Source organism: Pseudomonas sp. NBRC 111119, from assembly GCF_001320125.1.
Taxonomy (GTDB): domain Bacteria; phylum Pseudomonadota; class Gammaproteobacteria; order Pseudomonadales; family Pseudomonadaceae; genus Aquipseudomonas; species Aquipseudomonas parafulva.
Map to the genome: position 1 here is coordinate 64,410 of NZ_BCAV01000051.1, position 25,996 is coordinate 90,405.

The following is a 25,996-nucleotide window of genomic DNA, read 5'->3' on the forward strand; positions in this document are numbered from 1 at the left end:
CAGAATTTACCTACACCAGTGGAGAAATTACCCGCCCCCTAAGCCCGCTGCATTGCGCGGGCCCAGGGGTGGTTCAGGCGCGGACGCTTTCTGGCAGGGGCAACGCCAGCAGGCGCTCATCAAGCAAACCAAGGCCTTCCTGGAACAGCTGGTTGCTGCGCTCGGTTTCACCCAGGCCCGCCAGCAACCGAGCCAGCTCGGCGCAGGTTTCCGGGTTGCGCTCCATGCGCAGGCTGCTTTCCAGATAATCCCTGGCCTTGCCCCACAGGCGGTTCTGCAGGCTCAAGCGGCCCAAGGTGAGCAGCAGGCTGGCGTCCTGCGGGTGCTCTTTGAGCCAACCTTCGGCGGTTTGCAGCTGACGCGCAGGGTCATCACCGCGAACCAGACCATACAGCCGGGCCAGGTGGCTTTCGTACTGGCGCTTGAGCGCAGCGCGCAGCACCTGTTCGGCCTCGCTTTGGGCACCTGCCTGGCGTAGCTGCTCGGCATAGGCCAGCACCAGCTGCGGCTCCTGGCGCTGGGCAGACGTCAATTGCTGCCAGGCGCGTTCAAGGGCCTGCCGGGCGGTTTGGGCATCTTCACCACGGGTGGCTGCCAGGCTCAGGTTCTGGCCCCAGGCACGGCGCTCCAGCGCCGCCAGCTCGGCAGGCGGCAATACCTTGCTCTTGCGCAGGTCTGGCATCAGGCGGATCAGTGCCGACCAGTCGCCGCGCTCCAGGTGCAGGCGTTGCAGCAGGCGCAGCACCTGGGTGTTGTGCGGATGGCGTTGTTGCATGGCCAGCAGTGTTTCCAAGGCGCCATCGCTATCCCCGCGGTCCATCTGCAACTGGGCATGGGTCAGGGCAACGGCCAGTTCGGCTTGCGGCTGGCGTTCGAGGGCGCGCTCCAGCAGGTTGTCGCTGTCTTCGATGCGGCCCTGCTCGTTCGCCGCACGTGCAGCACCCAGGTAGTACATCAAAGGCTGGCGCTCGGCCTCGGCGGCACGGTGCAGGTGGCGCTGGGCACTGGCCCAGCGGCCCTCGGCAAGGTCCAGCTGCCCTTGCTCGACGGCCAACCGATTACGCCGGCTGCGGTTGCGTCGCGACCAGGGGTTGACTGCACCACTCGAGGCCAGCACCAGCCCAACCAGAAAGCGCAGCAACAACAACACCGCCACCACCGCAAGCAACCCCAACAGGGCAGCCCACAAGCCGGACTGATAACGGAAACTGCCATAGGACACCATCACGTAGCCGCTGTGGTTGGCCACGGCCACACCCAGCGCTGCGGCAACCACGATGGCCAGCACCGCCAGCAGGTACACGCGCTTCATGGCTTGCCCCCCTCGGCATCAGCCGGCAAGTGGCGGCGCTGGATGTAGTTTTGCACGGCAGCCAGGCTCTGGCTGAGGTCAGGGGTGACCACCGATACCGGCTGCTCGGCCAGAGCGTTGAGGCTATCGAGCATGGCCTTGCTTTGCGGGTTATCGGCGTTGAAGTTGGCGACCAGCACGCTGCGGGCATCATCCAGTGCCTGGGTGTAGACCTTGGCATCACCGTTGAGCGCGGCCCACTGGGCCTGTTCGATGGTGAGGCTCAGTGCCAGGCGCAACTGGTTAAGTTGCTGGCCTGCCAACAGAGGCCGCACGTTGTCGTCGGCATTGAAGTCGATCTGGAAGTACTTGGAGATCTCCGACCACCACTGCGCCAGGCGGCTTGGGCCATCGCCATCTGCGGTGAGTGCGCCTATTGCATTGGCATCGCTGGAAAACTCCGGCGACTGGGCGCTGAGCTGTTGCACTTGCTCACGCTGGGCGGCCAGCTTGAGGAACAGGCCAGTGCGGTCGGGTTGCTGGGTGCTGCTGAGGGTAGCGAGGCTGCGGGCCAGTTGCTCGCGGGCAGCGAAGGCACCCGGGTCGCTCTGTTCGCGCAGAATTTCGTCCGCACCCTCGACCAGCGCCTTGGCACTGGTGATGTCCTGCAGGGCCGACAGGCGCAGGGTCGCCAGGCGCAGCAGGTGCTCGGCCTCTGCCAGGCGCCACTCCTTGCGGCTTTCGCCCAGCACGGTTTCAACCCGCTGGCTGAGGCGCTGCTGATCGCCTTGCAGCTGGGCAACCAGCCGGCGGCGGTCTTCCAGCTCGCTGGCCGCCGGCAGGCTGGCCAACTGCGCGCTGATTTGCTGCTCACGCTGCTGCAGCGCCTCGGCGCGCTGGTTCAATGCTTCGAGGTGCTGGCCCTGGTCGAATTCATCGCCCTGCAGCTGGTGCACCTGCCAGGCACCCCAGCCACCGACGCCAACGCCCGCAGCGCCCAGCAGCAAGGCCAGCGCAGCCAGGCCGTTGCCGGAGCGTTTGCCGGAGGGGGGGGTGACGGGCTCCGTCGGCACCTGGGCCGCGGTTTGATCATTATTGGACAAGACAGTCTCGCTCACGTATCCATCCTTTGCATGGGGGCGCATCGCGTACAGCTTAGCGCCTAATCGGCAGGTGCAGCGCTGCGCTGCACGGCTGCCAGCAAGGCCGTGGCGCTGGCGCCACGGCAATCCACAACCTGTTGGGCCCCTGCGGCCCTGGCCTGCTCGGCTACCCGCGGGCTCGGCACGAACAGCGGCATGCGCGCAATCTGCGGCCACGCGGTGCCAGCCAGCTGCTGCAAGTGTTCGAAACCCTGCCCACTGCTGACCACCACGCCATTGAGGCGTTCCGCGTGGATGCGCTGCATCAGGGTACCTGCCGGGTAAGCAGGCAGGCAGCGACGATACAGTTCCAGATATTCGACGCTGGCACCTAGCTGTGCAAGACGCTCTGCCAGCAGTTCGCGACCTCCTACGCCGCGCACAATGAGCATGCGCGGGGCGGCACCCGCCACCGCCTGGCGCAGCGCCGGCACCGCCAGCAAGGCTTCGCTGTCATCGCCTGCCGCCGGGTAGCTTACGTGCAGGCCTGCCTGTTGCAATACGGCAGCGGTCGCTGCACCCACGGTGAACCAGCCGCGCGGCGGCATAGGCAGGCCACACGCGGCCACCTGTTCAAGCAGCAACCTGGCAGCCGGCTTGCTTACCACGATGATGCCGCCAAACTGCCCCAGCTCACTCAACAGTGCCCGTTGCCTGGCGTCGGGAAGTACAGGTTCGATGGCCAACAAGGGCAGGCAACTGCTACCCACCCCGGCGTCAGCCAGGCTTTGCGACAGCGCGGCGCAGTCCTCGGCAGGCCGGGTCAGCAACAGTCGCCAGGGGTTCACGGATGGCCAGCCTCGCCATAGACTTCCTTGAGGATAGCCTCGGCGCCCTGGCTCAGCAGGTCTTCAGCCACCTGTATGCCCAGGGCTTCGGCGTGCGCCCGTGGCGCGCGGGCCTGGGCAACCAGCAGAGTGCCGCCATCCGGGTGACCAACCAGGCCACGCAGCCACAGTTGGTCCTGCTCGAGCACTGCATAGCACGCGATGGGCACCTGGCAGCCCCCGTTCAGGCGCTTGTTCAAGGCGCGCTCGGCGACTACGCGGTCGGCGGTGTCCCCATGGTGCAAGGCTGCCAGCAGCGCATGGATGTGCGCGTCGGCACTGCGGCACTCGATGCCGACCGCGCCCTGGCCGCCAGCGGGCAGGCTGTCATCGACGCTGATACTGTCGGTGATGCGGTCTTCGAAGCCCAGGCGAATCAGCCCGGCAGCCGCCAGAATGATCGCGTCATATTCGCCGGCATCGAGCTTGGCCAGGCGCGTATTGACGTTACCGCGCAAAAAGCGAATTTGCAGGTCGGGCCGGCGGGCCAGCAGCTGGGTTTGCCGGCGCAGGCTTGAGGTGCCGACGACACTGCCGGCCGGCAGCGCCTGGAGGCTGTCAAAGCGGTTGGAGACAAACGCGTCGCGCGGGTCTTCGCGCTCGCAGATGCAGTACAGCCCCAGGCCTTCGGGGAAGTCCATGGGGACGTCCTTCATCGAGTGCACAGCGATGTCGGCTTCGTTGTCGAGCAGGGCGTTTTCCAGTTCCTTGACGAACAGGCCCTTGCCGCCGATCTTCGCCAGGGGAGCATCCAGCAGCTTGTCGCCGCGGCTCACCATCGGCACCAGAGACACGTGCAGGCCTGGGTGAGCCTGCTCAAGACGGGCTTTGACGTATTCGGCCTGCCACAGGGCCAATGCACTTTTACGGGTGGCAATGCGGATTTCGCGAGTGGACATGTAACGCCCCGATACCTAGAAATGCCACCGATGATAACAGCATCGTCGCAGGCTCTAGCAGATGCGGATCAACAGCGGGTGCGATGGTGAACCTGGGGCTGAAGTAGTCGGTGCGGGTGTATCAAGGTCGCTGGGCGGCCTGTCGCGGGCAAGCCCGCTCGTGCAGAGAAGGCCGGCAACGTTAGAGGTTCTGCATCATTTTGCGCACACCGGCCACGTGGCGGCGGCTCACCGTGAGGGCGTCACCATCGAGCCCCTTGAGGTAAAGCTGGAAATGGCCGAGCGGCGTACGCTGCAGGCGCTCGATACGCTCGCGGGCGACCAGTGCGTTGCGATGGATACGCACGAAGCGATCACCGAACTCGTCTTCCAGCGCCTTGAGCGGTTCATCGAGCAGCACCTCGCCACCTTCATGACGCAAGGTCACGTACTTGTGATCGGCGATGAAATAGATCACCTGGTGTATGGGGATCAGCTCGATGCCCTTGCGGGTTCTGGCACTGATATGGCTACGTGGCCCACCCCCTTCGCTGCCCGGCCGGGTGAGCGCAGCCAGTTGCGCACGGTTGGGTTTGTCCGCCTTGCGCAGCGCGTCGCGCAGGGTTTGCGGCTGTATTGGCTTGGTCACATGGCTGAGGGTGCTGCCGTCGAATGCCTCGGCGCCATATTCGTCGTCACCGGTGCAAAACACCAACGCCGGCGGCGCCTCGCGCTCGCACAGGCGCGCGGCCACCTGCAGGCCATCGAGCCCTGGCATGCCGATGTCCAGCAAAACCACATCAGGCTTGAGGCTTTCAATCAGTGCAAGCGCTTCCTCGCCGTTCGTGGCACTTGGCTCCAGCACGGTGTAACCCTCGAGTTCACCGAGCAATCGGCTTAGGCGTTCGCGGCCTTGGGGTTCGTCATCAACGATCAGGACATTCATAGTTGCGCTGGATTCCTGAATGAGTCTGCACGGTCATGGCGTAGACAGGTGTGAGTGGAGCGATGCTGCGTGTCACGCTCTAGACCGGTGCGATGGCCAAAGATTCACTGGAGCCGGCAGATTCGCTGCCCACCCCTTGTCAAACTGTAGACGGTCCGTGGGACACTGCCGTTCAATCCTGAAAATCTCTGCAACGGTTTTGCGCAGCCTTCGTCTGTCGATTAACTGCGCCCTGCGCCCTGCGGCAGCGGGCCCAACCCTGCTATCATCGCGGCAATTTTTTCGTTCACGCCTGCAATGAGTGAATTCATGAGCACTGACAAGACCAATCAGTCCTGGGGCGGCCGCTTCAGTGAGCCCGTCGACGCCTTCGTCGCCCGTTTCACCGCCTCGGTAGACTTCGACAAGCGCCTGTACCGCCACGACATCATGGGCTCGATTGCCCACGCAACCATGCTGGCACAGGTCGGCGTCCTCAGCGATGCCGAGCGTGACACCATCATCGATGGCCTCAAGACCATCCAGGGCGAAATCGAAGCCGGCACCTTCGACTGGCGCGTGGACCTCGAAGACGTGCACATGAACATCGAAGCACGCCTCACCGACCGCATCGGCATCACCGGCAAGAAGCTGCACACCGGCCGCAGCCGCAACGACCAGGTGGCTACCGATATCCGCCTGTGGCTGCGTGACGAAATCGACCTGATCCTGGGCGAAATCACCCGCCTGCAAAAGGGGCTGCTGGAACAGGCCGAGCGCGAAGCCGAAACCATCATGCCAGGCTTCACCCACCTGCAAACCGCCCAGCCGGTCACCTTTGGCCACCACCTGCTGGCCTGGTTCGAGATGCTCAGCCGCGATTACGAGCGCCTGGTGGATTGCCGCAAGCGCACCAACCGCATGCCATTGGGCAGCGCTGCACTGGCCGGCACCACCTACCCCATCGACCGCGAGCTCACGTGCAAGCTGCTGGGCTTCGAGGCCGTGGCAGGCAACTCGCTCGATGGCGTGTCGGACCGTGATTTCGCCATCGAATTCTGCGCTGCGGCCAGCGTGGCGATGATGCACCTGTCGCGCTTCTCGGAAGAGCTGGTGCTGTGGACCAGCGCGCAGTTCCAGTTCATCGACCTGCCAGATCGCTTCTGCACCGGCAGCTCGATCATGCCGCAGAAGAAGAACCCGGACGTGCCGGAGCTGGTGCGTGGCAAGAGCGGCCGCGTGTTTGGCGCCCTGACAGGCTTGCTGACCCTGATGAAAGGCCAGCCGCTGGCCTACAACAAGGACAACCAGGAAGACAAGGAACCGCTGTTCGACGCCGCCGACACCCTGCGCGACTCGCTGCGCGCCTTTGCCGACATGATCCCGGCCATCAAGCCCAAGCACGCCATCATGCGTGAAGCCGCCCTGCGTGGGTTCTCCACCGCAACTGACCTGGCCGACTACCTGGTGCGCCGTGGCCTGCCGTTCCGCGACTGCCACGAAATCGTTGGCCACGCGGTCAAGTACGGTGTGGACACCGGCAAGGACCTGGCCGAAATGAGCCTGGAGGAACTGCGCCAGTTCAGCGACCAGATCGAGCAGGACGTGTTTGCGGTGCTGACCCTGGAAGGCTCGGTGAATGCCCGTAACCACATCGGCGGCACGGCGCCTGCGCAGGTACGCGCGGCGGTTGCCCGCGGTACGGCACTGCTGGCCCAGCGGGCCTAGGTGCCGCAGCGGCCTTGCGCATCGCGTCGCAAGGCCGCCCCCCATCACTGTTTGCGGTTACGCATCATCTCGAGGAAGGCCGGCATCGCCGCCTCCTTGTCTGCGACAATCCGTGCGACGTGCGGGTTCTCGCCCATCTGCTGCAGCAATGCCTTGGCCTGGGGGAAGTCCGCCAGCAAGTCGATGTTCAGCACTTTCTTGCCCACAGCGCTCGCCAGGTCAACCGAGAAGCAGAACATCAGGTCGGCCAGGGTCAGTTGATCGCCCGCCACGAAGGGTGCGAAACGCCCGTTGCGTTTGAGGGTGGCGAAGCCGGACAGCAACTCGGTACGCGCCTTCTCCTTGACCAGCGGCTCCACAGGCGTGCCGAAGAACGCTTCGGCGTAGCAGGTGCGCGCAGGCAGCTCGATGTACAGCTCGATTTCCTTGACCAGCTCACGCACCTTGGCCTGGGCGAAAGGGTCAGCCGGCAGCAGCGCCTTGCCGCCTTGGGTGTGCTCGATGTAATCGAGAATGACGCTGGTTTCACTCAAGAAACCGTGCTCGGTTTGCAGCACCGGCACCTTGCCACGTGGGCTGACTTCCAGTACCTGCGGGGTCTGGCCACTGAAGAACAGCACCTCTTCGAAAGGCACGCCCTTTTCCAGCAAGGCCAACTTGACCATGTTGTAGTAGTTGCTGACAGGGAATCCGTAGAGCTTGAGCATGGGTTGACAGCCTCCGGGCCGTAAGAAAATGGCACGGCTTTTATAGCCCCATCGCCCGCGCCTGACCAGCGTCATGCACGCGGTCGATGGCCGGGCATTGCCGATACAGCCGTGGCAAACTGTGCATCCCACAACAGGAGTTGCGCCATGAGCGAACACACCGACATCGACGATGATCAAGACGACGAGGCCTTTGCCGAGGCTACGTTGACGCAGGCAATCGAGAACCAGATCGAAAGCGGCGAGCCCCCTGCGGCCAAGGCCACGTTCAACAAGTTGACCTTGGTCGGCTACGCGCGCGAAGACATCCTGAACCTGATGGCACACGTTCTTGCCTTCGAGATCGACAACATGCTCAGCGAAGACCGCGAGTTCGACGGCCAGTGGTACGAAGCGGCGCTGCGCGCATTGCCTGAGCTGCCGCCTGAGATGGATCAAGGCGACGACGAATAAGCCGGCTACACTCCTAGGTCAGGCACCCCTTGTGGTGCCGCCATCCTTGTCTGGAAGTCAGGAGTCGCCATGTCCTTTTCCCCCGAATTGATCGCCGAACTGGAAGTACTTGCGCTGTTCAACCTCGACAGCAGCCAGGAAGGCATCAAGATTCACAACAACGCCTCCCCCACCCTGATCGCTGCGGCGCAGCGCCTGCACGACAAGGGCCTGACCGATCAGCCTGACGGCGGTTACCTGACCAGCCTTGGGCACGATGCGGTGGAGAGCGTGCAGTTGCTGCAGAACATCCTCAAATCACCGCAGCCAGCCTGAAACCCGAGCACCCCCGGTGGGAGCGGTTTCATCCGCGAGCCCTGGGGGTGCGCCAGCACTGCGTCAGCTAACAGCGGCCCGGCGCTTTTCCATCAGCCGCGAGCGCCCGTACAGGAACACGATGGCCAGCAAGGCCACTGCCTGTGCCGACAGCGAATAGGCGTCGGCGTGAATCCCCAGCCAATCGAACTCAAAGAACGCCACCGGCCGGGTACCCAGCACGCCTGCTTCCTGCAATGCCTTTACGCCATGCCCTGCAAATACTACGGACAGTGCGCACAGCAGCGCGGCGTTGATGCTGAAGAACAGTGACAGCGGCAGCTTGGCCGAACCCCGCAAGATGACCCATGCCAACCCCACCAGCAGCACCAGTGCAGTAGCCCCGCCCGCCAATACCGCCTGGTGCCCGGCCGGCCCTGCCTGTAACCACAGGGTTTCGTAGAACAGGATCACTTCGAACAATTCCCGGTACACCGAGAAGAACGCCAGCATGGCGAAGCCGAACCGGCCACCACCGCTGACCAGGCTGCTCTTGATGTAATCCTGCCAGGCTGCGGCGTGGCGACGGTCATGCATCCACACCCCCAGCCACAGCACCATCACCGCGGCAAACAACGCCGTGCAGCCTTCGAGCAGTTCGCGCTGAGCGCCACCGACATTGATCACATAGGCAGCCAACGCCCACGTAGCGAAGCCGGCAACCAGTGCCAGGCCCCAGCCGATGTTGACGCTGCGCACCGCCGACTGCTGGCCCGTGTTACGCAGGAAGGCCAGGATCGCTGCCAGCACCAGAATGGCCTCCAGGCCTTCACGCAGCAGGATCAGCAGACCAGACACATAGCTCAGTGACCAGCTCAGCCCATCACTGCCCAGCAACTTGGCGGCTTGGTCCAGCTTGGTTCTGGCTTCGGCCAGCCGCTGCTCGGCCTGGGCGATGGGCAAGCCATCCTGCAATGCCTGCCGGTATGCCATCAGGGATTTCTCGGTGTCCTTGCGGGCCTGGGCGTCGATGTTGTCCAGCGAGCTTTCTACCAGCTCGAAACCTTCCAGGTAGGCCGCTACCGACAGGTCGTAGGCCTGGTCGTGGTCGCCTGCACGGTAAGCGGCGAGGCTCTTGTCCAGGGTAGTGGCGGTGTACTCGAGCAATTGCGCCGGGCCGCGTTTGACCTGCGGCGGCTGGGCGCGCTGAGCGCGGAACGCCTGCACGGCTGCTGCACCTTCGTTGGCTGCCACTTCCGCGGGTGTCTGGCGCGCCAGGTCGGCCAGGTTCCACACCTTGTCGCCCTTTGCCGCTTGCGGGTTGGCAGTGAAGCTGGCGATATACGCCGCCACATCCCAGCGCTGGCGGTCGTCCAGCTGGTCAGCGAACGATGGCATCTCGGTACCGTCGATACCCAGAGCCAGCGTGTTGTAGAGGTCGAACAGGCTCAACTGGTCGAGGCGTTCGGTATTTCGCAGGTCGGCGGGGGCCGGCTCCAGGCCGACCCCAGCCGGGCCATCGCCCGCCCCGGTATCACCATGGCAGATCGAGCAGTTTTGCGCATACAGCGATGCGCCACGGGCCGGGTCGGGGGTGATCACCGGGGCTTGGCTCACCTCGTAGGCCACGGCCAGGCGAGCGCCCAATTGACGAGCCTGCTTGGCGACTGCAGCGCCATCCTGACGCTGGTCGATGGCCTGGCGCAGGGCCTGGATGCCTTGCTGCAGCGCGTTGTGTTCGGCGTTGGCCGGCAGGCTGTCAACCAGATCAGCCAACACAGCACTGAATTCCTGCTGCTCACGGTACTCGCCACTGTCCACTACCTTGCCATCGCGCACGGTGGGCGGGTAATCCGCACCAATGTAGTCAAGCAAGTGCAGCGCTTTGGCGGCCTCAGCGGGCGCTTCGGCCTGCGCCAGGGTGCTGCATAGCGCCAGCACTGGACCAAGCAGCAACGCGGGCAGCCAGGACAGCAGACGGGAACGGGTTTTCATGGCCAGTCTCGGAGGGAATGCGAAAGAGAACATTGTTCACTTCGGCTCGCGTTGGCTCAAGGCTACCAGACGAATTTCATGAATAATTTTGTTACAAACCCGGGTCACCAGTAGCGCCAAAACCCAAGGGCGGCGAGGGACGAGATGCGGTATCAGGTATGCCCTCCAACCTGTCGAATGATTGCAGTGTTCCCGCTGATTTCACCCGACACCCGCTGACTTTGACTTAACCGAATTTGAAAATTTTGAATCTTCGCATTGGATAGAAACTTGTAGTTAGTATCACCTGCCTTGATGGCTGCCTCCTTGGGGGACATGCCATGGTGATGGATCGCATTCTGAAAAGTATCGAACACCTGCTGCTCAGCGGATGTGAGCACTTTGAACGTGGCCTTGGACTTGTCCAGTTTCCACCCCTTGGTGCAGGCTGCCGACACGTTGGAATGCCCTGATAGTTGGGAGGTGGAACTCGCATTGCTTGAAGTCAGGCTGCCTAGGGAACCCGAGGATTTTGACAGTTCAGAAGTGCTTGAACCGGTAGAAGCCAGTCGGCTTGCCAACGGCGCTTTCAAGGGCGCAGTACTGTGCCGTCTGCGCGACTCGGCTGTGGGATGAGGCGGCGGAACCGTGAGGGACTTTCTTCGATATTGAGGCATGTGCCCGGTAGGGTCAGCGTGACTGACAGGCTCACAGGACACGTATGCATAGCTGTTCAACCCACCGTCCCCAAACGGGCTCCAACTGTCGGGGCTATTGAAGCGCATCAGCTCTGGACTGTAAGCGCGGTAACCGCCGCCCAACAAAGAGAAGCCCGTTATCTGATCGATGGCCTGGCCATTGAACCCCGCCAGTACCGTTTGCGGGCTGCTGCTGAATCCGTAAGGCGAATAACTCAAATGCTGCCGATGGGGGCCGGCCTGACACGCCACCACGTGCTGCATCTCATCCACCGCCAGCAAGGTGGCGTCGGCCATTTGCCTATGGCTCACCTGAGCAATAGGCGCCTGCCCGAACATCAGTAGCGTGAATGCATCCAACGTTCCGACCTGGGTCGTCAAGGTTTTACCGCGATAAAAGCGATTTAGGGAAGCTCCTGATACAGCGCTCGACATTTTTAATTTCCACATGTTGGACGATCAGGAAATTCTCGCAGAGCGCCCGACAACTGAATAACTAGCAACCCTATCAAAGGTTAAAGCTTCCCTCCCAACGCGCCATCATTGACGTCACTCGGTGACGGTGGCTGCCTAATCGAGCTTGCCTTCCAGCCGCCACCCAGTGCAAGGAACACCCCAATCTGCCCCACCGCCACCTGGCTATTCGCCGCCGCCAGTTGCGCACGCATATCGGTGTACGTGCGCGTCGCCTGCAAGTCCGCCAAAAACGACTCGCGCCCTGCCTGGTAATAGCGGTGGGTCTGGTCTGCCGCTTCTTTCGCCGACCTTTCCGCCTCGGCCAGGGCATCACGGCGGTCAAGCAAGGCGCTGTACTGGGCAAGCCGGGTCTGGGTCTCGCGAATGGCGTTCAGCACCACACCATCAAAATGGGCCAACGCCGCCTGGGTAGAGGCTTCAGCCATGCGAATGCGCGCGCGGGTGCCATTGGTAGGGATGGACCAGCTGATTTGCGGACCAAAGCCCCAGCGGTTGGTTGCAGGCTCGCCCAGGTTGTCAAGGATGCCAATGGTACCTACCTGGGCACCGATGCTGATGTCTGGGTACAGCGCGCCGGTAGCAACGCCAATGGTGGCTGTGGCAGCAGCCAGTTGCCGCTCGGCCTGGCGCACGTCAGGCCGGCGCTTGAGCAGCGCCGCGCCATCGCCGACCGGTACCAACTGATGAAGCTGTGGCAGTTCGGCACACTCGGCAGTGCCGGCCGGCAACTGATCCACCGGCTTGGCCAGCAGCGCCGCCAGGGTATACAGGCCCGTTTCACGCTCGGCCTTGAAGCGCGGCAACTCGGCGCGCAACGATTTGAACTGGGTTTGCGAGCGGGTAACCTGCGTTTCATCGCCACGGCCCGCATCACGCAGGCGCTGGCTGAGTTGCACACTCTGCTGCTGCAGGTCGAGTGACTCGCGGGCAATGTGGTATTCCTCGTTGGCCGAGCACACCTGGGTATAGGCCTTGACCACATCCGCCACCAAGGTAATGCGCGCCGTGTCGGCAGCCGCCTGCACCGCATCGGCATTGGCCTTGGCAGCCTCGGTACCGCGCTTGAAGGTGCCCCACAGGTCGAACTGGTACGAGGCGCTGATGATCGCCTCGCCGATGTTGGCCACCGGCACTTTTTCGGTCAGCAGGAAGGCTTCACCCGACTCTTGCAGGCGTTGCGCACCGGCCTTGACGCCGCCGCTGAAGCCGCCCTGGGATTCGGCAACGTCCACCTGAGCACGAGCCTTGGCGATGTTGGCCGCTGCAACCCGCAGCTCGGTATTGGCGCTGAGCGCCTGGCGCACCAGCGCATTGAGGCGTGGGTCCTGATACAGCTGCCACCAGCCCTCGGGCACCGGTGCCGACACCACGCTGCCACTGTCCTGGCGCAACGGGCCGTTGAGGTCGCTGCGCTGCACGGCGGCGTCCTTGGGCACTTCATAGTCGGGGCCGACCATCATGCAGGCGCCCAGCGACAGGCAGAGACCCGCCAGCATCAGCTGTTTCATGGCTACTGGCCCTCCACGATCGAAACCGTGGCGGTACGCCCGGCGACCATTCGGAAGTCCGGTGGCACTTCGTCGAAGGCGATACGTACCGGAATACGTTGTGCCAGGCGCACCCAGCTGAAGGCAGGGTTGACGTTGGGCAGCAGGTTCGCGCCGCTGCTGCGGTCACGGTCCTCGATGCCGGCTGCGAAGCTTTCTACATGCCCGCGCAGGCGGGTGTTGTCGCCCATCACGCGGATATCCACCGCGTCACCAATGTGGATGCCGCCCAGCTTGGTTTCTTCGAAGTAGCCATCGACGTGGTACGAGGCACTGTCGACCACCGACAACACCGGCCGCCCTGCGGTGACGAACTCATGGTTGCGCGGCGCGCGGTCGTTGAGGTACCCGTCCACCGGGCTGCGCACCACCGAGCGGTCGAGGTTCAGCTGCGCGGTATCCACCGCCACCTGGGCCTCGCTGACCGCAGACCGGGCACGGGCTTCACGCGACTGGCTTTCTTCCAGTTGCTCGGCAGCCACCAGATTGCCCAGCTTGCGATTGCGCCGGGTTTCCCGGGACGCCTGGGCCAGGGTTTCCTGGCGTTCACCAAGGGTGGCCTTGGCCTGGCGCAGGGCCAGGGTGAAACGGTCCTGGTCGATGGTGAACAGCACGTCGCCGCGTTTGACGGTTTGGTTGTCGCGCACTTCCACCTTCTGGATAAGCCCGGACACGTCCGGGGCAATCTGGATTACGTCGGCACGGATGTGGCCGTCGCGGGTCCAGGGGGCGAACAGGTAATACACCACCATCTGCCACACAAGTACGGCGGCAAAGGTCACGACCAGCAGGGTGAGGACCACACGGCCCAGCGTCAGCAAAGGTTTTTTCATGGCAGCATCAGGCTTCGACAAAAATGGTCCACCGCACCGAGCAGTACGGCGTAAAGGGCAACGTTGAACAGTGCGCGGTGCCAGACCAGGCGGTAGAAGTGCACCCGCACCAGCACCGCATGCACCCCCAGAAACAGCAGGTAGGTGGCAAACATCATCACCAGCAGCGTGGGCAGGAATACCCCGCTGATATCCAGTTCACCAATCACAGTGGCGCTCCATCCAGCCCGGGAGGCAGTTGCGGTTGTTCGGCAGGCTCCAGCATTACCTCCACCCCGGGCAGCAGCGCCAGGCGCAAGCCGGCCAGGGCATGCAGCAGGTGAGTGCGGGCCGCGCCGCGTTCATGCGGGTTATCCAGGTTAAGTGCCAGGCGCGCACGCTCCATGCTGCGCAGCAGCGCTGTTGACGCATGCAGGCGCTCGCCGACACGCAGGCAGGCGGCGTAATGCGCACCCACTTCCTCGATGACCGTGGCCAGGCGCTGGCGGCCTTGCAGCCCCGCACGCGGCATGTAGGCCAGCAGGTCCAACAGGTTGAGCCCCACGCGCAGGTCGCGCAGTGCTACACCGCTGTCCTGGCCGGTTTGCGACAACCGCGGCAGGTGCTGCATCAGGCGGTCGAGCATCTGTACCCCCACCTTGCGGTGCTCCGCGAGGGTGGCCGGCTCGGTCATCTCGACGATGTCGCGCCAGGTGAAGCGGGTCATGCGTTTGGCCGCCAGTTCCACCCCGAACGGGCGCATTACCAAGGTCCAGACGAAGGCGAACAACAGCCCCACCGGCCCGGCCAGGTTGGAATTGAGGAAGGTGAAGAAGTCCGCGTCGTACGCCCCCTGAATGCTGATGAAGGTGGAGGTGTTGACGATGGTCAGCAGGGTGCCCAGGTAGAAGCGCGGTTGCACGGTCAGTGTGCCAATGCAGATGAAGGGCACGGCGAAGGCCAGCACCAGCATCGGGAAGTCGTGCAGGTTGGGCAGCACCAGGAACAGGTACAGGCTGGAGAAGATCACCGACATCAGGGTCCAGAAGAAGAACCGGTAGATCTGTGGCGCCGGGTCATCCATGGCGGCGAAGAAACTGCATGACACTGCGGCCAGGATCACCGCACTGGCGCCGTCATTCCAGCCCAGGCCGATCCACAGCCCGCATGCCACGATGATCGCCAGCACGGTGGACGCTACCGAGTACAGCATCAGGCCGCGGTCAAAGAACGGCTTCAGACGGGCCAGGCGCCAGTGCCGGTACACGGCACGCCACGGTGTGGCATCGTCGCTGCGCAGCGCATGCTGCAGGGTGCAGCAGTCCTGCCACAGATCGACCCACTCGGTGAGCCGGTACAGCGCGTTGGACAGCAGCAACTCGGCACGCTGGTCGAGGGCCTCGGCCCCTGGCTGCAGGCGGTCGATGTCGGCATGCAGGGCAGCCCAGCGCCCGATCGAGGCGCTGTCGGCAGTGCCCGCGAGCCATTGCCGGGCGGCATCCAGCACAGGTTGCAGTTGTTCGAACTGCTGTGGCGCACGGCCGTGCAACGCCGTCAGCGCGTCATCCAGGGCATCGAGCACCGGCAGCAGGTGGATCATGCGCCCGCGCAGTTCGCGTACGTTCTTCAAGGTGTGGGGGCCGGCGCCTTCATGGCCGAGCTGGCCGATCATCAACTCCAGGGAGTTGAACGTGGTCACCATGGCCCCGCGCATGCCACCCACGTCACTGGTGCCAGACAGCCGCGCCAGGTAGCTGTCGCTGTAGCGGATGGCATCGTTGAACCAGTTGCCGGTCGCACCCACCACCACCGGCGCCAGCCGGCGTGGCCAGAAAATGGCCCCGACCACTGCCGCACAGACAATGCCCAGGCAGATTTCCTGAGCCCGGGAGGAGGCCACGTCGAAAACCGCCAGCGGGTTGTCGACCACGGCCAGCGCGATCATCGGCAAGGTGTAACCGGCCAGCATCAGTACATAGTTATTGGCGGTACGCAGGTTCAGCGAGAGGAACAGCAAGGTACCGGTCCACAGGGCAATGGCGATGCTGAGCAACAACGGCGACTGCACCAGCGGCGGTACCAGCAGCACGGCCCCGGCGGCGCCCAGCAAGGTACCCAAGGCGCGGTACAGTGCCTTGGAGCTGGTAGGGCCGAGGAACGGGCTGGAGACGATGTACACCGTAGCCATGGCCCAGTAAGGGCGTGGCAGCTGCATCAGCAGCGCGATGTACAACGCGATCATGGAGGCGGCAAAGGTGCGCACACCATAAAACCAGTCACGGGCCGGCGGTACCGAACTGAAGAAACCGTTCATGCCAGGCCACCCGTGCTGCCCAGGCCGGCTGCTTCGAAGGCACGCAGCACGCGCAACGCACCGTCGAGGTCCGCCTGGTCGACACCGCCCAGCACATCGCCACGCAACCTGACCAGTTCGGCTTCGATGGCTTCGGCCAGGGTGCGGCCTGCGTCGGTCAGGCTCAGGGCCTTGGCCCGCCGGTCCAGCGGGTCCTCACTGCGCACTACCAGGCCGGCTTTGCACAGCTGGTCGAGCAGGCGTACCAGAGAAGGGCTCTCCAGGCCGGCAGCCTGGGCCACGGCAACCTGGTGCACACCATCGCCCAGGCGCACGATCATCAGCAGCGGCGCCGCGCAGGCCTCGGAGATACCGTAGCCGGTCAAGGCGTTGTGGCAGATGCGCCGCCAGTGGCGAGCAGCAACCACCAGGCCGCTGCTGACCTGCAGGCGCAGAAGATCAAGGGACATAAGGAGACCAGCTATATTCATAGTTTGCTAACTATCAATATACGCCTGGCCCTCCCCCTCTCGTCAACCGCTGCCGACGGAGGGCACACCGCAAAGGCTGCACATCACGGGTGAATCTGGTCTTCCAGTTTCATCGTCAGCGCCAGGGTGCTGCCCATCTGCACGGCGCGGTCCCGCCACTGTTCGTAGCGCACCTTGTCGCGGCTGCTGAAGTGCACAGCCAGCTCCTCGGCCGCCTGTACCACCCCCGCGGCGGCAGCCAGTTCCAGCCAGTAGAGTGCAGGCTTGAGCTCAGCCTGCACGTACAGCCCGTGCATCAGGCGGTAACCGACTTCGAAGCGGCAGCGCGCCTCGCCCTGCTCGGCGCCGCGCAGGAACCACTGGTAAGCCTGCGCAGGGTCTACCTGCCATTGAAGCCCGCCGTCACACACTTCTTCTTCCAGCAGGTCGCCCAACGCGGCAGCGGCATGCAACATGCCCCGCTCGAAGGCCTGCCGGTAGCACTCTGCTGCCTGCACGTAGGAAGGCTCGACGCCTTTGCCAAAGTAGTGTTGCTGCCCAAGGTTGAACCATGCCGCCGCACTCCCCTGCAACGCTGCCATGCGCAACAGGTGCCCCGCCAGCACGGTATCGGCACGCCAGTACTTGCCATTCAGCCAGATCCAGCCCAGGTCATTGAGGGCTGCCACATTGCCCTGCAACGCTTGTAGCCGCAGGTCGCGATACACCGCCTGCAGGTCGCTGGCCTCGTCCAGGCGGCTGACCAAAAGGGAGCGTTGGCTGGGAAGCCCGACCCCGGCAAACAACCGCTGTCGCTTCCCCACGGCGGCTGGCGGGGTGATGACCCGCTCGGGAAGAAGGCGGGCAAGCAGCGAATGGATATTGCTGGCAGCAGACATGTTCATCCTCATTGAACGACGCACAACCCCAACCTTCGGCTGTGATGAGGCGTGATTCTGCGGGATGGCACGTCAAAACCTGTCGCGAACGATACGGTACCAGGCAACCAAACGTCACTTACTTGATCTGAGCGGTCTGTGGCCAATTGCCATGCCCCTCGCGTGCCGCCATCCTATTGCGGCAAGCCTAGACAAGGACGTTATCTTTTGCCGTTCGCCACCACTCGCGCCACCCTAAGCCGTCAGTGGGCACTGCTGCGCCAGTTGCCCAGCCGCTCCCCCGGCATCACCAGCTCCGAACTGGTCTGGCGCCTGCGAGACCTGGGCTTTAGCGTCAGCAAACGCACCGTAGAGCGTGACCTCAACGAGCTGTCACTGATCTTTCCACTGGAGCGCAATGACAAGAGCATCCCGTTCGGCTGGCACTGGTCGGCCAGTGCCGTGGGTGAATTGCGCGGCAGTTCGGACCTGCTCGCCCATTTACGCGGTGATGCCGTGCTGCCTGTGCAGGGGGACGGCATCGAACTGGTTGCCCGCATCAGTGACACGCTGGCCCGGCAACTGCGCGAAGCGCCATTGAGCAGCGACATGCAGCTGACGGCGCACAAGCAGGGCCATCAGCTGCGGGCCACGGTCAGCGATGGTTGCCCGTTGCGGTGGTGGCTGTTGAGCCAGGGTGATGCGGTGGTGGTCGAGCAACCGGCGCAGTTGCGCGACGAGATTGGCAAGATCCTGACCAATGCAGCAGCGCAGTATCAGGACCTGAAGCCGTAACAGGTCAGCGCTGCATACCCCAGCGGCGCACCGTCAACCGCTCTAGTGTATTGAACACCAGGCCCTCCACCAGCAACCCGATCAGAATCACCACTGCAAGCCCGGCAAACACCTTGTCGGTGTACAGCTCGTTGCGGTTCTGGAAGATGTACCAGCCAAGGCCGCCTTTGCCGCTACTCGCGCCGAACACCAGCTCTGCTGCAATCAGGGTGCGCCAGGCGAATGCCCAACCGATCTTGAGCCCGGACAGGATCGACGGCAGGGCTGCCGGCACCAGGATGTGCAGCACCAGCCGCAGCCCTTTCAAGCCATAGTTGCGCCCCGCCATGCGCAAGGTTTCGGACACGCCGAGAAAACCGGCATAGGTATTGAGCGCCAACGCCCACAGCACGGAGTGCACCAGTACGAAGATCAGGCTGTTGTCGCCCAGCCCGAACCACAGCAAGGCCAGTGGCAACAGGGCAATCGCCGGCAACGGGTTGAACATGGAGGTCAAGCTGCCCAGCAGGTCACGCCCCAGCTGGGTCGACACCGCCAGGCTGGTGAGGCCGAAGGCCAGGATGATCCCAAGCACGTAACCTTTGAGCAGAATGACCAGCGACACGCCAACCTTGGCCGGCAACTCACCGCTGACCAGGCCGCCCCACAGCGCCGTGGCTGTCTGCAGGAAAGTCGGCAGCAGCAGGTCGTTGTCCTGGTAACGGGCAACGGCCTCCCACAGCAGGGCGAGCACCACCAGGATGACCGCCTTGCGCAGCCAGCCGTGTTGCCACAGGCGCTGAGCCAACGGCAGGTTGCGTTCCACAGGCACACTGAGCAACGGCTCCAGCTGCACCTCGTATTCCTGGCGTACAGGGGTAGTGGTCATGGCTGAAGCTCCTGTCAGTAGGCGATGCGGATGTCGTTGAAGCCAAGGCCTTCGGCGTGGTCGGGGGTATCGGCTTCATCGAACAGCAAGCGGTGGATGCGCCGGGCACTGGCCTGGAAATCGCTGCCACCCAAGCTGCCCAGGCCGTATTGGTGGCTGTGCACTTCGGCGCGTACCCGCCCGGGGTGGGGCGACAGCAGCAAAATGCGGTTGCCTACCACCAGGGCTTCCTCGATGGAGTGGGTAACGAACAGCAGGGTGAAGCGCACCTCCTCCCACAGCAGCAGCAGTTCTTCCTGCATCTTGCGCCGGGTCAGCGCGTCGAGCGCCGCAAACGGTTCATCCATCAGCAGGATCTTCGGCTGCGTGGCCAAGGCCCTGGCAATGGCCACGCGCGCTTTCATGCCGCCCGACAGGGTGTGCGGGTAGGCATCTGCAAAGGCTGCCAGGCCAACTTTCTCCAGGTAGTGCAGCGCACGCTCTTCAGCCTCTGCGCGTTTCAATTGGCCCGATACCAACAGCGGGAACATCACGTTCTGCTTTACCGTTTTCCAGGGCGGCAACTGGTCAAACTCCTGGAACACGACGATACGGTCCGGGCCGGGCCCGCTGACCGCCTGCCCCTGCAGCACGATCTGCCCCGCCTGGGGCTGAATGAAGCCGGCCACGGCTTTGAGCAAGGTGGACTTGCCGCAACCGGACGGGCCGAGCAGCACGAAGCGGTCCGCCGGGTCTACCTCGAAACTCACCTGGTGCGTGGCGCGCACCACGCGTTGCCGGGTACGGTATTCAAGGGTGAGGTTATCCACTTTCAGCAGCGGCGGCGTGGCCACACGGTCGAGGTTGCTGACCGTGTGGCCTGGCAATGATGCAGTCATGCGCTCAGCTCCCCTGCAGCGGGCGTTCATCCTGGAAGAAGTAGTCCTTCCACGATTCAGGCTTGTGCTTGATGGCGCCTACCCGGTAGAGAAATTCGGCAAGCTTGTAGGTGTTCTTTGGGGTGACGGTGAATTCGTACTGCGGGTTGTCGATCAGTTTGATCAGTGTTTCACGGTCGATCTTGGCGTTAGTCACGCGGATATAGGTGTCGGCAGCGGCCGCCTTGTCGTTCTGGGCAAAGGTGGCAGCTTCAGCCAGGGCATCGACAAACGCCTTGTAGGTCTTGGGGTTGTCCTTGCGGAATTTTTCGGTCGCAAACAGCAGGGTGGGCGAATTCGGCCCGAGCAGGTCGTAGCTGTTGAGCACCACATGCACGTTCTTGTTGGCCAGTGCCTGGTCCTGGAACGGCGGGTTGGAGAAATGGCCGTTAAGCTCTGTACCCCCTGCCAGCAGTGCGGCAGTGGCATCAGGGTGAGGTACGGCAAGGGTGTATTTGTCCAGCCGGTTGTACTGAGCGTCGCCCCACTGCTGCGCTGCCGCGTACTGCAGGAAGCGCGACTGCACAGACACACCCACTGCCGGCACTGCGATGCGGTCTTTGTCTGAGAGGTCAGCAATGGTTTTCACAGCAGGGTTGCTGCTGACCAGGTAATACGGGAAGTTGCCCAACGAGGCCACGGCCTTGACGTTCTGCCGCCCCTTGGTGCGGTCCCAGACGGTAAGCAGCGGGCCTACCCCTGCCCCCGCGATATCCACCGAGCCAGACAGCAATGCGTCATTGATGGCAGAGCCGCCCGACAACTGGGCCCAGTCGACTTCGATGTCGAGGCCCTGCTCCTTGCCGTGCTTCTCGATCAGGTGCTGGTCTCGCACCACGTTCAACAGCAGGTAGACGATGCCGAACTGTTCGGCGATGCGGATCTTGCCTTCGGCATGAGCCAGGTTAGGGGCAGCCAGGCTGCCCACGACCAGGCTTGCGCCCAGGCCGATGCTTGCCGCCAGGCGGCTGATGGATTTGCGCATGATGGTTTCCTCAGTCGTCAGAACGGGGCATCGCCCTGGATGGTGGTGCGGTAGAGTTTGCGCCGCAGGTGCGCGGGGCAGCCGGCGGCCAGGTGGATGAGCGAGCGGTTGTCCCAGAACACCAGGTCGTGCGGCTGCCACTGATGGCGGTAGATGTTCTGCTCCAGCACGCTCAGGGCGTAGAGCTGCTGCAGCACGTCACGGCTTTCATCGTCCGGCAGGCCGACGATGCGGGTGGTAAAGCCTTCGCTGACGAACAGGGCCTTGCGGCCGTTCTCGGGGTGCGTGCGCACCACCGGGTGGATCACTTCCTGAACCTGGGCCAGCTGCTCGGCGGTAAGGGCGGGGCGCCAGTTGCCTTCGAACTTGGTTTCGGCATAGCGCGCGGTGTAGGAATGCGCGGCATCGCGCCCGGCAATGACCTTGCGCAGCGCATCAGGCACAGCCTCCCAGGCCTTGTGCATGTCGGCGAACAGGGTGTCACCGCCTTCGCTTGGCAGCTCCTGGGCGTGCAACATCGAACCCAGGCTGGGCAACGCTTTGTACGACAGGTCTGAATGCCAGAACTTGCCGGCATCGCCCAGGCCGATGTTCTGGCCGTTTTCGACGATGTTGGAAACAATCAGAATTTCCGGGTGGCCGGCCAACAGGAACTGTTTGAGCACATGGATCTGCAACTCGCCGAAGCGGCGGCTGAAGGCAATTTGTTGCTGGGGGCTGATGCGCTGGTTGCGGAACACCAGCACATGGTGATCGAGGTGAGCGCGATGGATACGGCTGAAATCATCGGCATTGACCGGCTGGGCAAGGTCCAGGCCTATAATCTCGGCGCCAACGGCACCGGAGAACGGGCGGATTTCGAAGCGTTGCGGCTGGGCGCTGTCGAGGGTCGACAAGGCGTTCGAGGCGGCTGGCATTTTTCACTCCACGCAGTGCGCGACTCCAGGACGCGCAACGATCAGAAACGCACGGGGTATTCCCGTGTGGGTTCAAGTCGTGCGGCGCATCGATTGGTCGACGGGTACGCAGTGGGGTGAACTATAAATGCATAAGAAAAATTATTTAAATACTCTTAAAGAATAAACATAGTTCATCCATTCCGGCTTGTTCCGCGATCAGATCAAGCCACCCTCCTCTTCCTCTTCGATCAGGTTGTTGAGGCTGCTGAGCGCCTTGCGCGCTGTGGAACGGTTCAGCAACTTGGCCTGGGCACCGGGTGGCAGGTCGGTGATCTTGAACACGCCCTTGGCGGTGAGCACATCGATCAGGTCCTCGAGCACTCGGATCATGTCCAGGTCGCTTTGCTTGAGTTGGTTCAGGCTGTTTTCCACGACGTCATCGGCGAACCACTCCTGGATGTCGGCATGGTCGGCCGGGAGCATTTCGGTAAATTCGTCAAAAGCGGCTGCTTCTACCCGCAGCAACTGGCCGGCAGCGTCGCGTTGCACGTAGAACATGGCAGAGTCCCTCGTCACAGTGGTTCCTTGTCAGTAGACAGCAGCATAGGCAAAAAGCGCCGGGCACGTTGGCCCGGCGCTGGATTATGCGCTGTGGTGGTTAGGCGGGGAAGCCTGGCTGGCGCATTGGGGCGGCGCTGGAGGCCGCCCCGTGCACAGTTATCAGCTGTCCTTGTTATGGATGATGATGGTCGGGTCGGCACCACTGATCAACGAATTGATCGTCTGGTTGGACCAGTTCACACCTTCCAGCTTGATGGTGACATCGACGTTGGCCAGGCCACCGGTAGCATTGAGCTTGCCTTCACTGCTGACCTGGAGTGTGGTCGTACCTTCCACCGTGGTGAGCTTCAGGTAGTTATCGATCGTGCTGCCCTTCTCGCCCTGCAGCAGGTCCTTGAGGTCGATACGGTCGCCTTCACCCTTGTTGAAGTCCTTGATCACATCGTTGCCGTAGTCGCCGGCCTTCCACACGAAGGTGTCGGCACCGCTGCCACCGATGAGGATATCGTCACCCGGGCCGCCAATGAGGATGTCGTTGCCGGAGCCGCCCAGCAGGATGTCATTGCCCTTGCCACCGTCCAGTGTGTCGTTGCCGCCTTGGCCAAAGAGAATATCGTTGCCGTTACCGCCCGACAGAATGTCATTGCCGTCGTTGGTACCGGAGATATCGAACTCCTTGTAATGCTCGGTGATGTACTGGTGTATCGCCTTGCTGTCCACGGCACTGGAATCCACATGGGTCTGCATCGCGACATAGTTCTGCAGCGCTTCGATGCCGTTGCCTGCAACCGACGGCATGGTGATCAGGTCGCCGAAGATAATGTCGTTGCCGTCACCGCCATTGACCGTGTCATTGCCTGGCGCCGTGGCGTCGGTATGGCCGAGTACCGCGTTGGCCAGGTTGGAGGCGTCGATGTTGGTTTGCGGATTGCCGTCAGAGTCGTAAGGCTTCAGGTCATCGGTATTTACACCGCTGCCGATACCAATGGCTTCGATGGTTGGCGACAACGCCTTGAGCAAGGCGAATGCACTCTTGGAGTTGCTGACCGTGTCGGCGTCGGTGTAGCTACCTTGGCCAGCAAGGCTCGACAACTCATACGTACCATCACCCTGCGCATGCAGCACGCCGCTCACAGCCGTGCTCCAGCCCCAGAAGCCGGCCTTGTACACAGCCAGGTTGCCGTTGCTGTCGATCTGCAGGACGTTGTTGCTGTCCAGGTTGACGTTCACGGTCTGGCCAAGCTTGTAATTGATCGACGACAGGTAGGCATCCATCATGATGTTTGCCTTACTGCTGCTGTAGCTGACAAGCGTAGGGTTGGTCCTCTCGCCGGCCTGGTAGAAAGTAGGCTGGCCGTCGGTGATGAAGAAGGTCTGGTTAGTGCCGGACACACCTGCATTTTTCAGGTTCTGGAACCAGTTTGCCGTAGTCTTGAACGCATCTTCGTAGTTGGTACCGCCGTCAGCACTCATTGCGCTGAGTGCGTTTTTCAGTGTCAGCAGGGCGGAACCGTCGGACAGGTTCACCGAAACGGTCGATTTCACCTGGGTGGCGAAGTCCACCAGCAGCACGTTGACCGTACCGGATGTGGAACCCTGCACGCTGTTGGCCAGGGTGGTGAACACAGACTGCAGTGCTTTCTGCGCAGCATCCACCGAGTTCTTCATGCTGCCCGAGGTATCCACGATGAATGCCAGGTTGTAGCTCTGCCCTGGGGTCACATGGAAGCCGCCGATATCAGACACGATGATCTCGTTGGCGCCGGTACCGGTGAAGTTGTCGCTGTCGGCGGTCAGGTTGGTGGACGTGTAGGTATCCCCGTACACCGTGACCTTGATCGTGCCTTCGTTGACTGCCTTGCTGCCGCCAACGCTCTCGGTGGAAGTAGAGGTGACCTTCACGTCGAACTGGCCCTGGTAGTAGGCCGGTGGCTTGATGGTGAGGCTGCCCAGCTTCCAGCCGGTAACATCCACACCCGACGCGCCCACGGTGGCGGTATGGCCAGCACCATCACTGACCACCGAGCCTGCCGGGATACCGGACAGCTTCACGTTCAGGCTTTCGGAGCCGTCTGTGTCGGTCAGGGCGGTAGAGATACCGACCAGTTTGACCGTGCCATTCTCAGGCCCTTCGTTGAGCTTGTAGCCGTCGTAGTAATTCTGACCGTTGACCGTGTGCATGTCGGACACGCTCAGGCCAGCGTTACCCATCTCGGTGACGTTCTGGTACATCTTGATGTTCGAGCTGCTCAGGTCCGTCACGGCACCGGAGCCCACCTGGATATTCAGGTCATAGCTACCCGGGCCAGACTGGTTGGCATGGTAGATCTCGATTGGGTAGTAACCCGAGGAGGCCGGCGTGAAGGTGCCGGACACCTGGCCACCACCGCCCCAGGTGGTGGTAACCACGGCTTTGCCGCCTACGTTCACCAGGAAGCTGTCGTCAGCCGTACCGCTGAAGGTGTAGGTTTTGCCAGCTTCCAGGTAGATCAGGCCGGACGTCTTCGAACCGGTACCCGCGTTCACGTTGCCGTCGGACTGCACGTTGGTGATGGTGCCGCTGGAATTGGCGTTGCCAGAGTTGGCAAACACCGTCTTCAGCTCGTCGCCGGTAATACCGTTGCCGCCGGTGCCCAGGTTTTTAAGGCTGGTCCACACTTCCTTGGTCAGCCCTTTGGACTCGACATCGGCACTGCCGATTGCCAGCGTCGGCATGTCTGCCACCGGGCTGATATCGACCTTCATGGTCACTTCGGTGCCCAGGTTGGTGCCATCGTTCGGTTTGTACTTGAACTGTGCGTAGTCAGCCTGCTGGTTGCCCACACCGGTGCCACCGTAGCCATCGGCGCCGGACTGGTTGAGCAGTGGCACGAACTTCAACTTGCTGGCAGTGATGTCCGCCTGGCTGACCACCTGGCCCACAGTGACGTTGGTCCAGGTGGTGCCATTGAAGAACTTCAGGCTACCGGCAACCGGCAGCGAAGTGATGGTCACAAACAGGCCCGTGTTGCCGTCTGGGTCGGTGACCTTGAAGTCATTCCAGGCGAACACGTAGTCGGTATCTTCGACGCCGTACACAGCACCGCCCGGCGACACAGGCAGGTTGTCGTTGTCGATGATGGCCGTAGTGACGCTGCCCTTGCTGCTGTCCACCTGCAGGTTTTCGAAGTTGCCACCGGTGGCACTGTCGATCTTCACAGTGAAGTTCTCGGTACCTTCCACCAGCTTGTCATCGATGGTCGGTACGTCGAAGGTCACCCCGGAGCTGTTGGCCGGGATCTTGACGGTGGTAACGCCCGTGAAGTCTTCACCGTTCTTGGCGGTGCCGGAATAGCTGAGGGTGACGGTGACTTCGGCTTTCGACGGATTGCTCAGGGTCAGTGTGTAGTGGGCCGTTTCACCTTCGGTCAGTGATGTGGTGCCGCTGATGCCCACGGTGGTCAGGTCGCCCTGGCCCGCAGGTTCGTCGGTCACGGCGGTGGTCACCGAAGCCTTGTTGGCTACCAGGTTCTCGAACTGCTTGTCACCGGCAACTGCCAGGTCAGTGATCGCCTTCACGATGGAAGGCTGGCCGCCC

At 62.8% G+C, this 25,996-nt stretch carries 24 protein-coding genes; 4 read left to right on the plus strand and 20 right to left on the minus strand.

Annotated elements, in window-relative coordinates; all coding sequences use genetic code 11:
- Positions 1 to 73: 73 nt before the first annotated feature.
- From APH25_RS18900 to APH25_RS18920, 5 genes are all read right to left on the minus strand, one after another.
- Positions 74 to 1,312, minus strand: coding sequence for a heme biosynthesis HemY N-terminal domain-containing protein (locus tag APH25_RS18900; RefSeq protein ID WP_028635550.1), 1,239 nt, complete (start codon positions 1,310 to 1,312; stop codon positions 74 to 76).
- Complete coding sequence (locus tag APH25_RS18905) at positions 1,309 to 2,409, minus strand: uroporphyrinogen-III C-methyltransferase (RefSeq protein ID WP_060482992.1); 1,101 nt, start codon at positions 2,407 to 2,409, stop codon at positions 1,309 to 1,311. Before APH25_RS18905 ends, APH25_RS18900 begins: the two co-directional genes overlap by 4 nt.
- 44 nt (positions 2,410 to 2,453) lie before the next feature.
- Positions 2,454 to 3,221 carry a uroporphyrinogen-III synthase gene (locus tag APH25_RS18910; RefSeq protein ID WP_060482993.1) on the minus strand — a complete coding sequence of 256 codons (768 nt, stop codon included), beginning with the start codon at positions 3,219 to 3,221 and terminating at the stop codon, positions 2,454 to 2,456.
- Positions 3,218 to 4,159: a hydroxymethylbilane synthase gene (gene hemC, locus APH25_RS18915; RefSeq protein WP_060482994.1), complete on the minus strand. Its 942-nt coding sequence runs from the start codon at positions 4,157 to 4,159 to the stop codon at positions 3,218 to 3,220. The genes APH25_RS18910 and hemC overlap by 4 nt, the downstream gene beginning before the upstream one ends.
- A gap of 181 nt (positions 4,160 to 4,340) precedes the next feature.
- A complete protein-coding gene (locus APH25_RS18920) occupies positions 4,341 to 5,084 on the minus strand; it encodes a LytTR family DNA-binding domain-containing protein (protein ID WP_060482995.1) in 744 nt (247 codons plus the stop codon).
- Positions 5,085 to 5,393: 309 nt separating this feature from the next.
- Between APH25_RS18920 and argH the strand changes: the two genes are divergently transcribed.
- Positions 5,394 to 6,791: an argininosuccinate lyase gene (gene argH / locus APH25_RS18925; protein WP_060482996.1), complete on the plus strand. Its 1,398-nt coding sequence runs from the start codon at positions 5,394 to 5,396 to the stop codon at positions 6,789 to 6,791.
- Positions 6,792 to 6,835: 44 nt separating this feature from the next.
- On the opposite strand, the gene APH25_RS18930 is transcribed toward argH, so the two are convergent.
- The gene (locus APH25_RS18930) at positions 6,836 to 7,498 is read right to left on the minus strand and encodes a glutathione S-transferase (protein WP_060482997.1); all 663 of its coding nucleotides are present in this window, start codon (positions 7,496 to 7,498) and stop codon (positions 6,836 to 6,838) included.
- 147 nt (positions 7,499 to 7,645) lie between these two features.
- Between APH25_RS18930 and APH25_RS18935 the strand changes: the two genes are divergently transcribed.
- Positions 7,646 to 7,951: a hypothetical protein gene (locus APH25_RS18935; protein ID WP_028635557.1), complete on the plus strand. Its 306-nt coding sequence runs from the start codon at positions 7,646 to 7,648 to the stop codon at positions 7,949 to 7,951.
- A 69-nt stretch (positions 7,952 to 8,020) separates the two neighbouring features.
- Positions 8,021 to 8,266: a TIGR02647 family protein gene (locus APH25_RS18940; protein WP_028635558.1), complete on the plus strand. Its 246-nt coding sequence runs from the start codon at positions 8,021 to 8,023 to the stop codon at positions 8,264 to 8,266.
- A 63-nt stretch (positions 8,267 to 8,329) separates the two neighbouring features.
- Here the strand turns inward: APH25_RS18940 and APH25_RS18945 are convergent, their stop codons facing one another.
- The 8 genes from APH25_RS18945 to APH25_RS18980 all read right to left on the minus strand — a co-directional run bounded on the left by APH25_RS18945 (position 8,330) and on the right by APH25_RS18980 (position 17,415).
- Positions 8,330 to 10,273, minus strand: a complete 1,944-nt coding sequence (locus APH25_RS18945; RefSeq protein ID WP_060482998.1) for an FTR1 family protein — start codon at positions 10,271 to 10,273, stop codon at positions 8,330 to 8,332.
- A gap of 119 nt (positions 10,274 to 10,392) precedes the next feature.
- On the minus strand, positions 10,393 to 11,352 hold the full coding sequence (locus APH25_RS18950; RefSeq protein WP_256217591.1) for an RHS repeat-associated core domain-containing protein: 960 nt from the start codon (positions 11,350 to 11,352) through the stop codon (positions 10,393 to 10,395).
- Between the two features lie 80 nt (positions 11,353 to 11,432).
- On the minus strand, positions 11,433 to 12,902 hold the full coding sequence (locus tag APH25_RS18955) for an efflux transporter outer membrane subunit (RefSeq protein ID WP_060483000.1): 1,470 nt from the start codon (positions 12,900 to 12,902) through the stop codon (positions 11,433 to 11,435).
- Positions 12,903 to 12,904: 2 nt separating this feature from the next.
- Positions 12,905 to 13,774 (minus strand): HlyD family secretion protein, encoded by an 870-nt coding sequence (locus APH25_RS18960; RefSeq protein WP_028635561.1) that lies wholly within the window; start codon positions 13,772 to 13,774, stop codon positions 12,905 to 12,907.
- On the minus strand, positions 13,771 to 13,983 hold the full coding sequence (locus tag APH25_RS18965) for a DUF1656 domain-containing protein (RefSeq protein ID WP_028635562.1): 213 nt from the start codon (positions 13,981 to 13,983) through the stop codon (positions 13,771 to 13,773). The genes APH25_RS18960 and APH25_RS18965 overlap by 4 nt, the downstream gene beginning before the upstream one ends.
- Positions 13,980 to 16,067: an FUSC family protein gene (locus tag APH25_RS18970; protein WP_060483001.1), complete on the minus strand. Its 2,088-nt coding sequence runs from the start codon at positions 16,065 to 16,067 to the stop codon at positions 13,980 to 13,982. Before APH25_RS18970 ends, APH25_RS18965 begins: the two co-directional genes overlap by 4 nt.
- On the minus strand, positions 16,064 to 16,516 hold the full coding sequence (locus APH25_RS18975; protein ID WP_028635564.1) for a MarR family winged helix-turn-helix transcriptional regulator: 453 nt from the start codon (positions 16,514 to 16,516) through the stop codon (positions 16,064 to 16,066). The genes APH25_RS18970 and APH25_RS18975 overlap by 4 nt, the downstream gene beginning before the upstream one ends.
- Positions 16,517 to 16,620: 104 nt before the next feature.
- A complete protein-coding gene (locus tag APH25_RS18980; RefSeq protein WP_060483002.1) occupies positions 16,621 to 17,415 on the minus strand; it encodes a tetratricopeptide repeat protein in 795 nt (264 codons plus the stop codon).
- Between the two features lie 207 nt (positions 17,416 to 17,622).
- Here APH25_RS18980 and APH25_RS18985 point away from each other — a divergent pair, with 207 nt between their 5' ends.
- Positions 17,623 to 18,189, plus strand: a complete 567-nt coding sequence (locus APH25_RS18985; RefSeq protein ID WP_028635566.1) for a WYL domain-containing protein — start codon at positions 17,623 to 17,625, stop codon at positions 18,187 to 18,189.
- 4 nt (positions 18,190 to 18,193) lie between these two features.
- Here the strand turns inward: APH25_RS18985 and APH25_RS18990 are convergent, their stop codons facing one another.
- The 6 genes from APH25_RS18990 to APH25_RS19015 all read right to left on the minus strand — a co-directional run.
- Positions 18,194 to 19,057 (minus strand): ABC transporter permease, encoded by an 864-nt coding sequence (locus APH25_RS18990; RefSeq protein WP_028635567.1) that lies wholly within the window; start codon positions 19,055 to 19,057, stop codon positions 18,194 to 18,196.
- Positions 19,058 to 19,071: 14 nt separating this feature from the next.
- Positions 19,072 to 19,935: an ABC transporter ATP-binding protein gene (locus APH25_RS18995; protein WP_060483003.1), complete on the minus strand. Its 864-nt coding sequence runs from the start codon at positions 19,933 to 19,935 to the stop codon at positions 19,072 to 19,074.
- A gap of 4 nt (positions 19,936 to 19,939) precedes the next feature.
- Positions 19,940 to 20,959, minus strand: coding sequence for an ABC transporter substrate-binding protein (locus tag APH25_RS19000; protein WP_060483004.1), 1,020 nt, complete (start codon positions 20,957 to 20,959; stop codon positions 19,940 to 19,942).
- 17 nt (positions 20,960 to 20,976) lie between these two features.
- Positions 20,977 to 21,876 (minus strand): TauD/TfdA family dioxygenase, encoded by a 900-nt coding sequence (locus APH25_RS19005; protein ID WP_060483005.1) that lies wholly within the window; start codon positions 21,874 to 21,876, stop codon positions 20,977 to 20,979.
- 198 nt (positions 21,877 to 22,074) lie between these two features.
- Complete coding sequence (locus APH25_RS19010; RefSeq protein WP_028635571.1) at positions 22,075 to 22,416, minus strand: hypothetical protein; 342 nt, start codon at positions 22,414 to 22,416, stop codon at positions 22,075 to 22,077.
- Between the two features lie 162 nt (positions 22,417 to 22,578).
- Positions 22,579 to 25,996, minus strand: a 3,418-nt coding sequence (locus APH25_RS19015; RefSeq protein WP_156333233.1) for a type I secretion C-terminal target domain-containing protein, incomplete at its 5' end; no start/stop codon positions are given.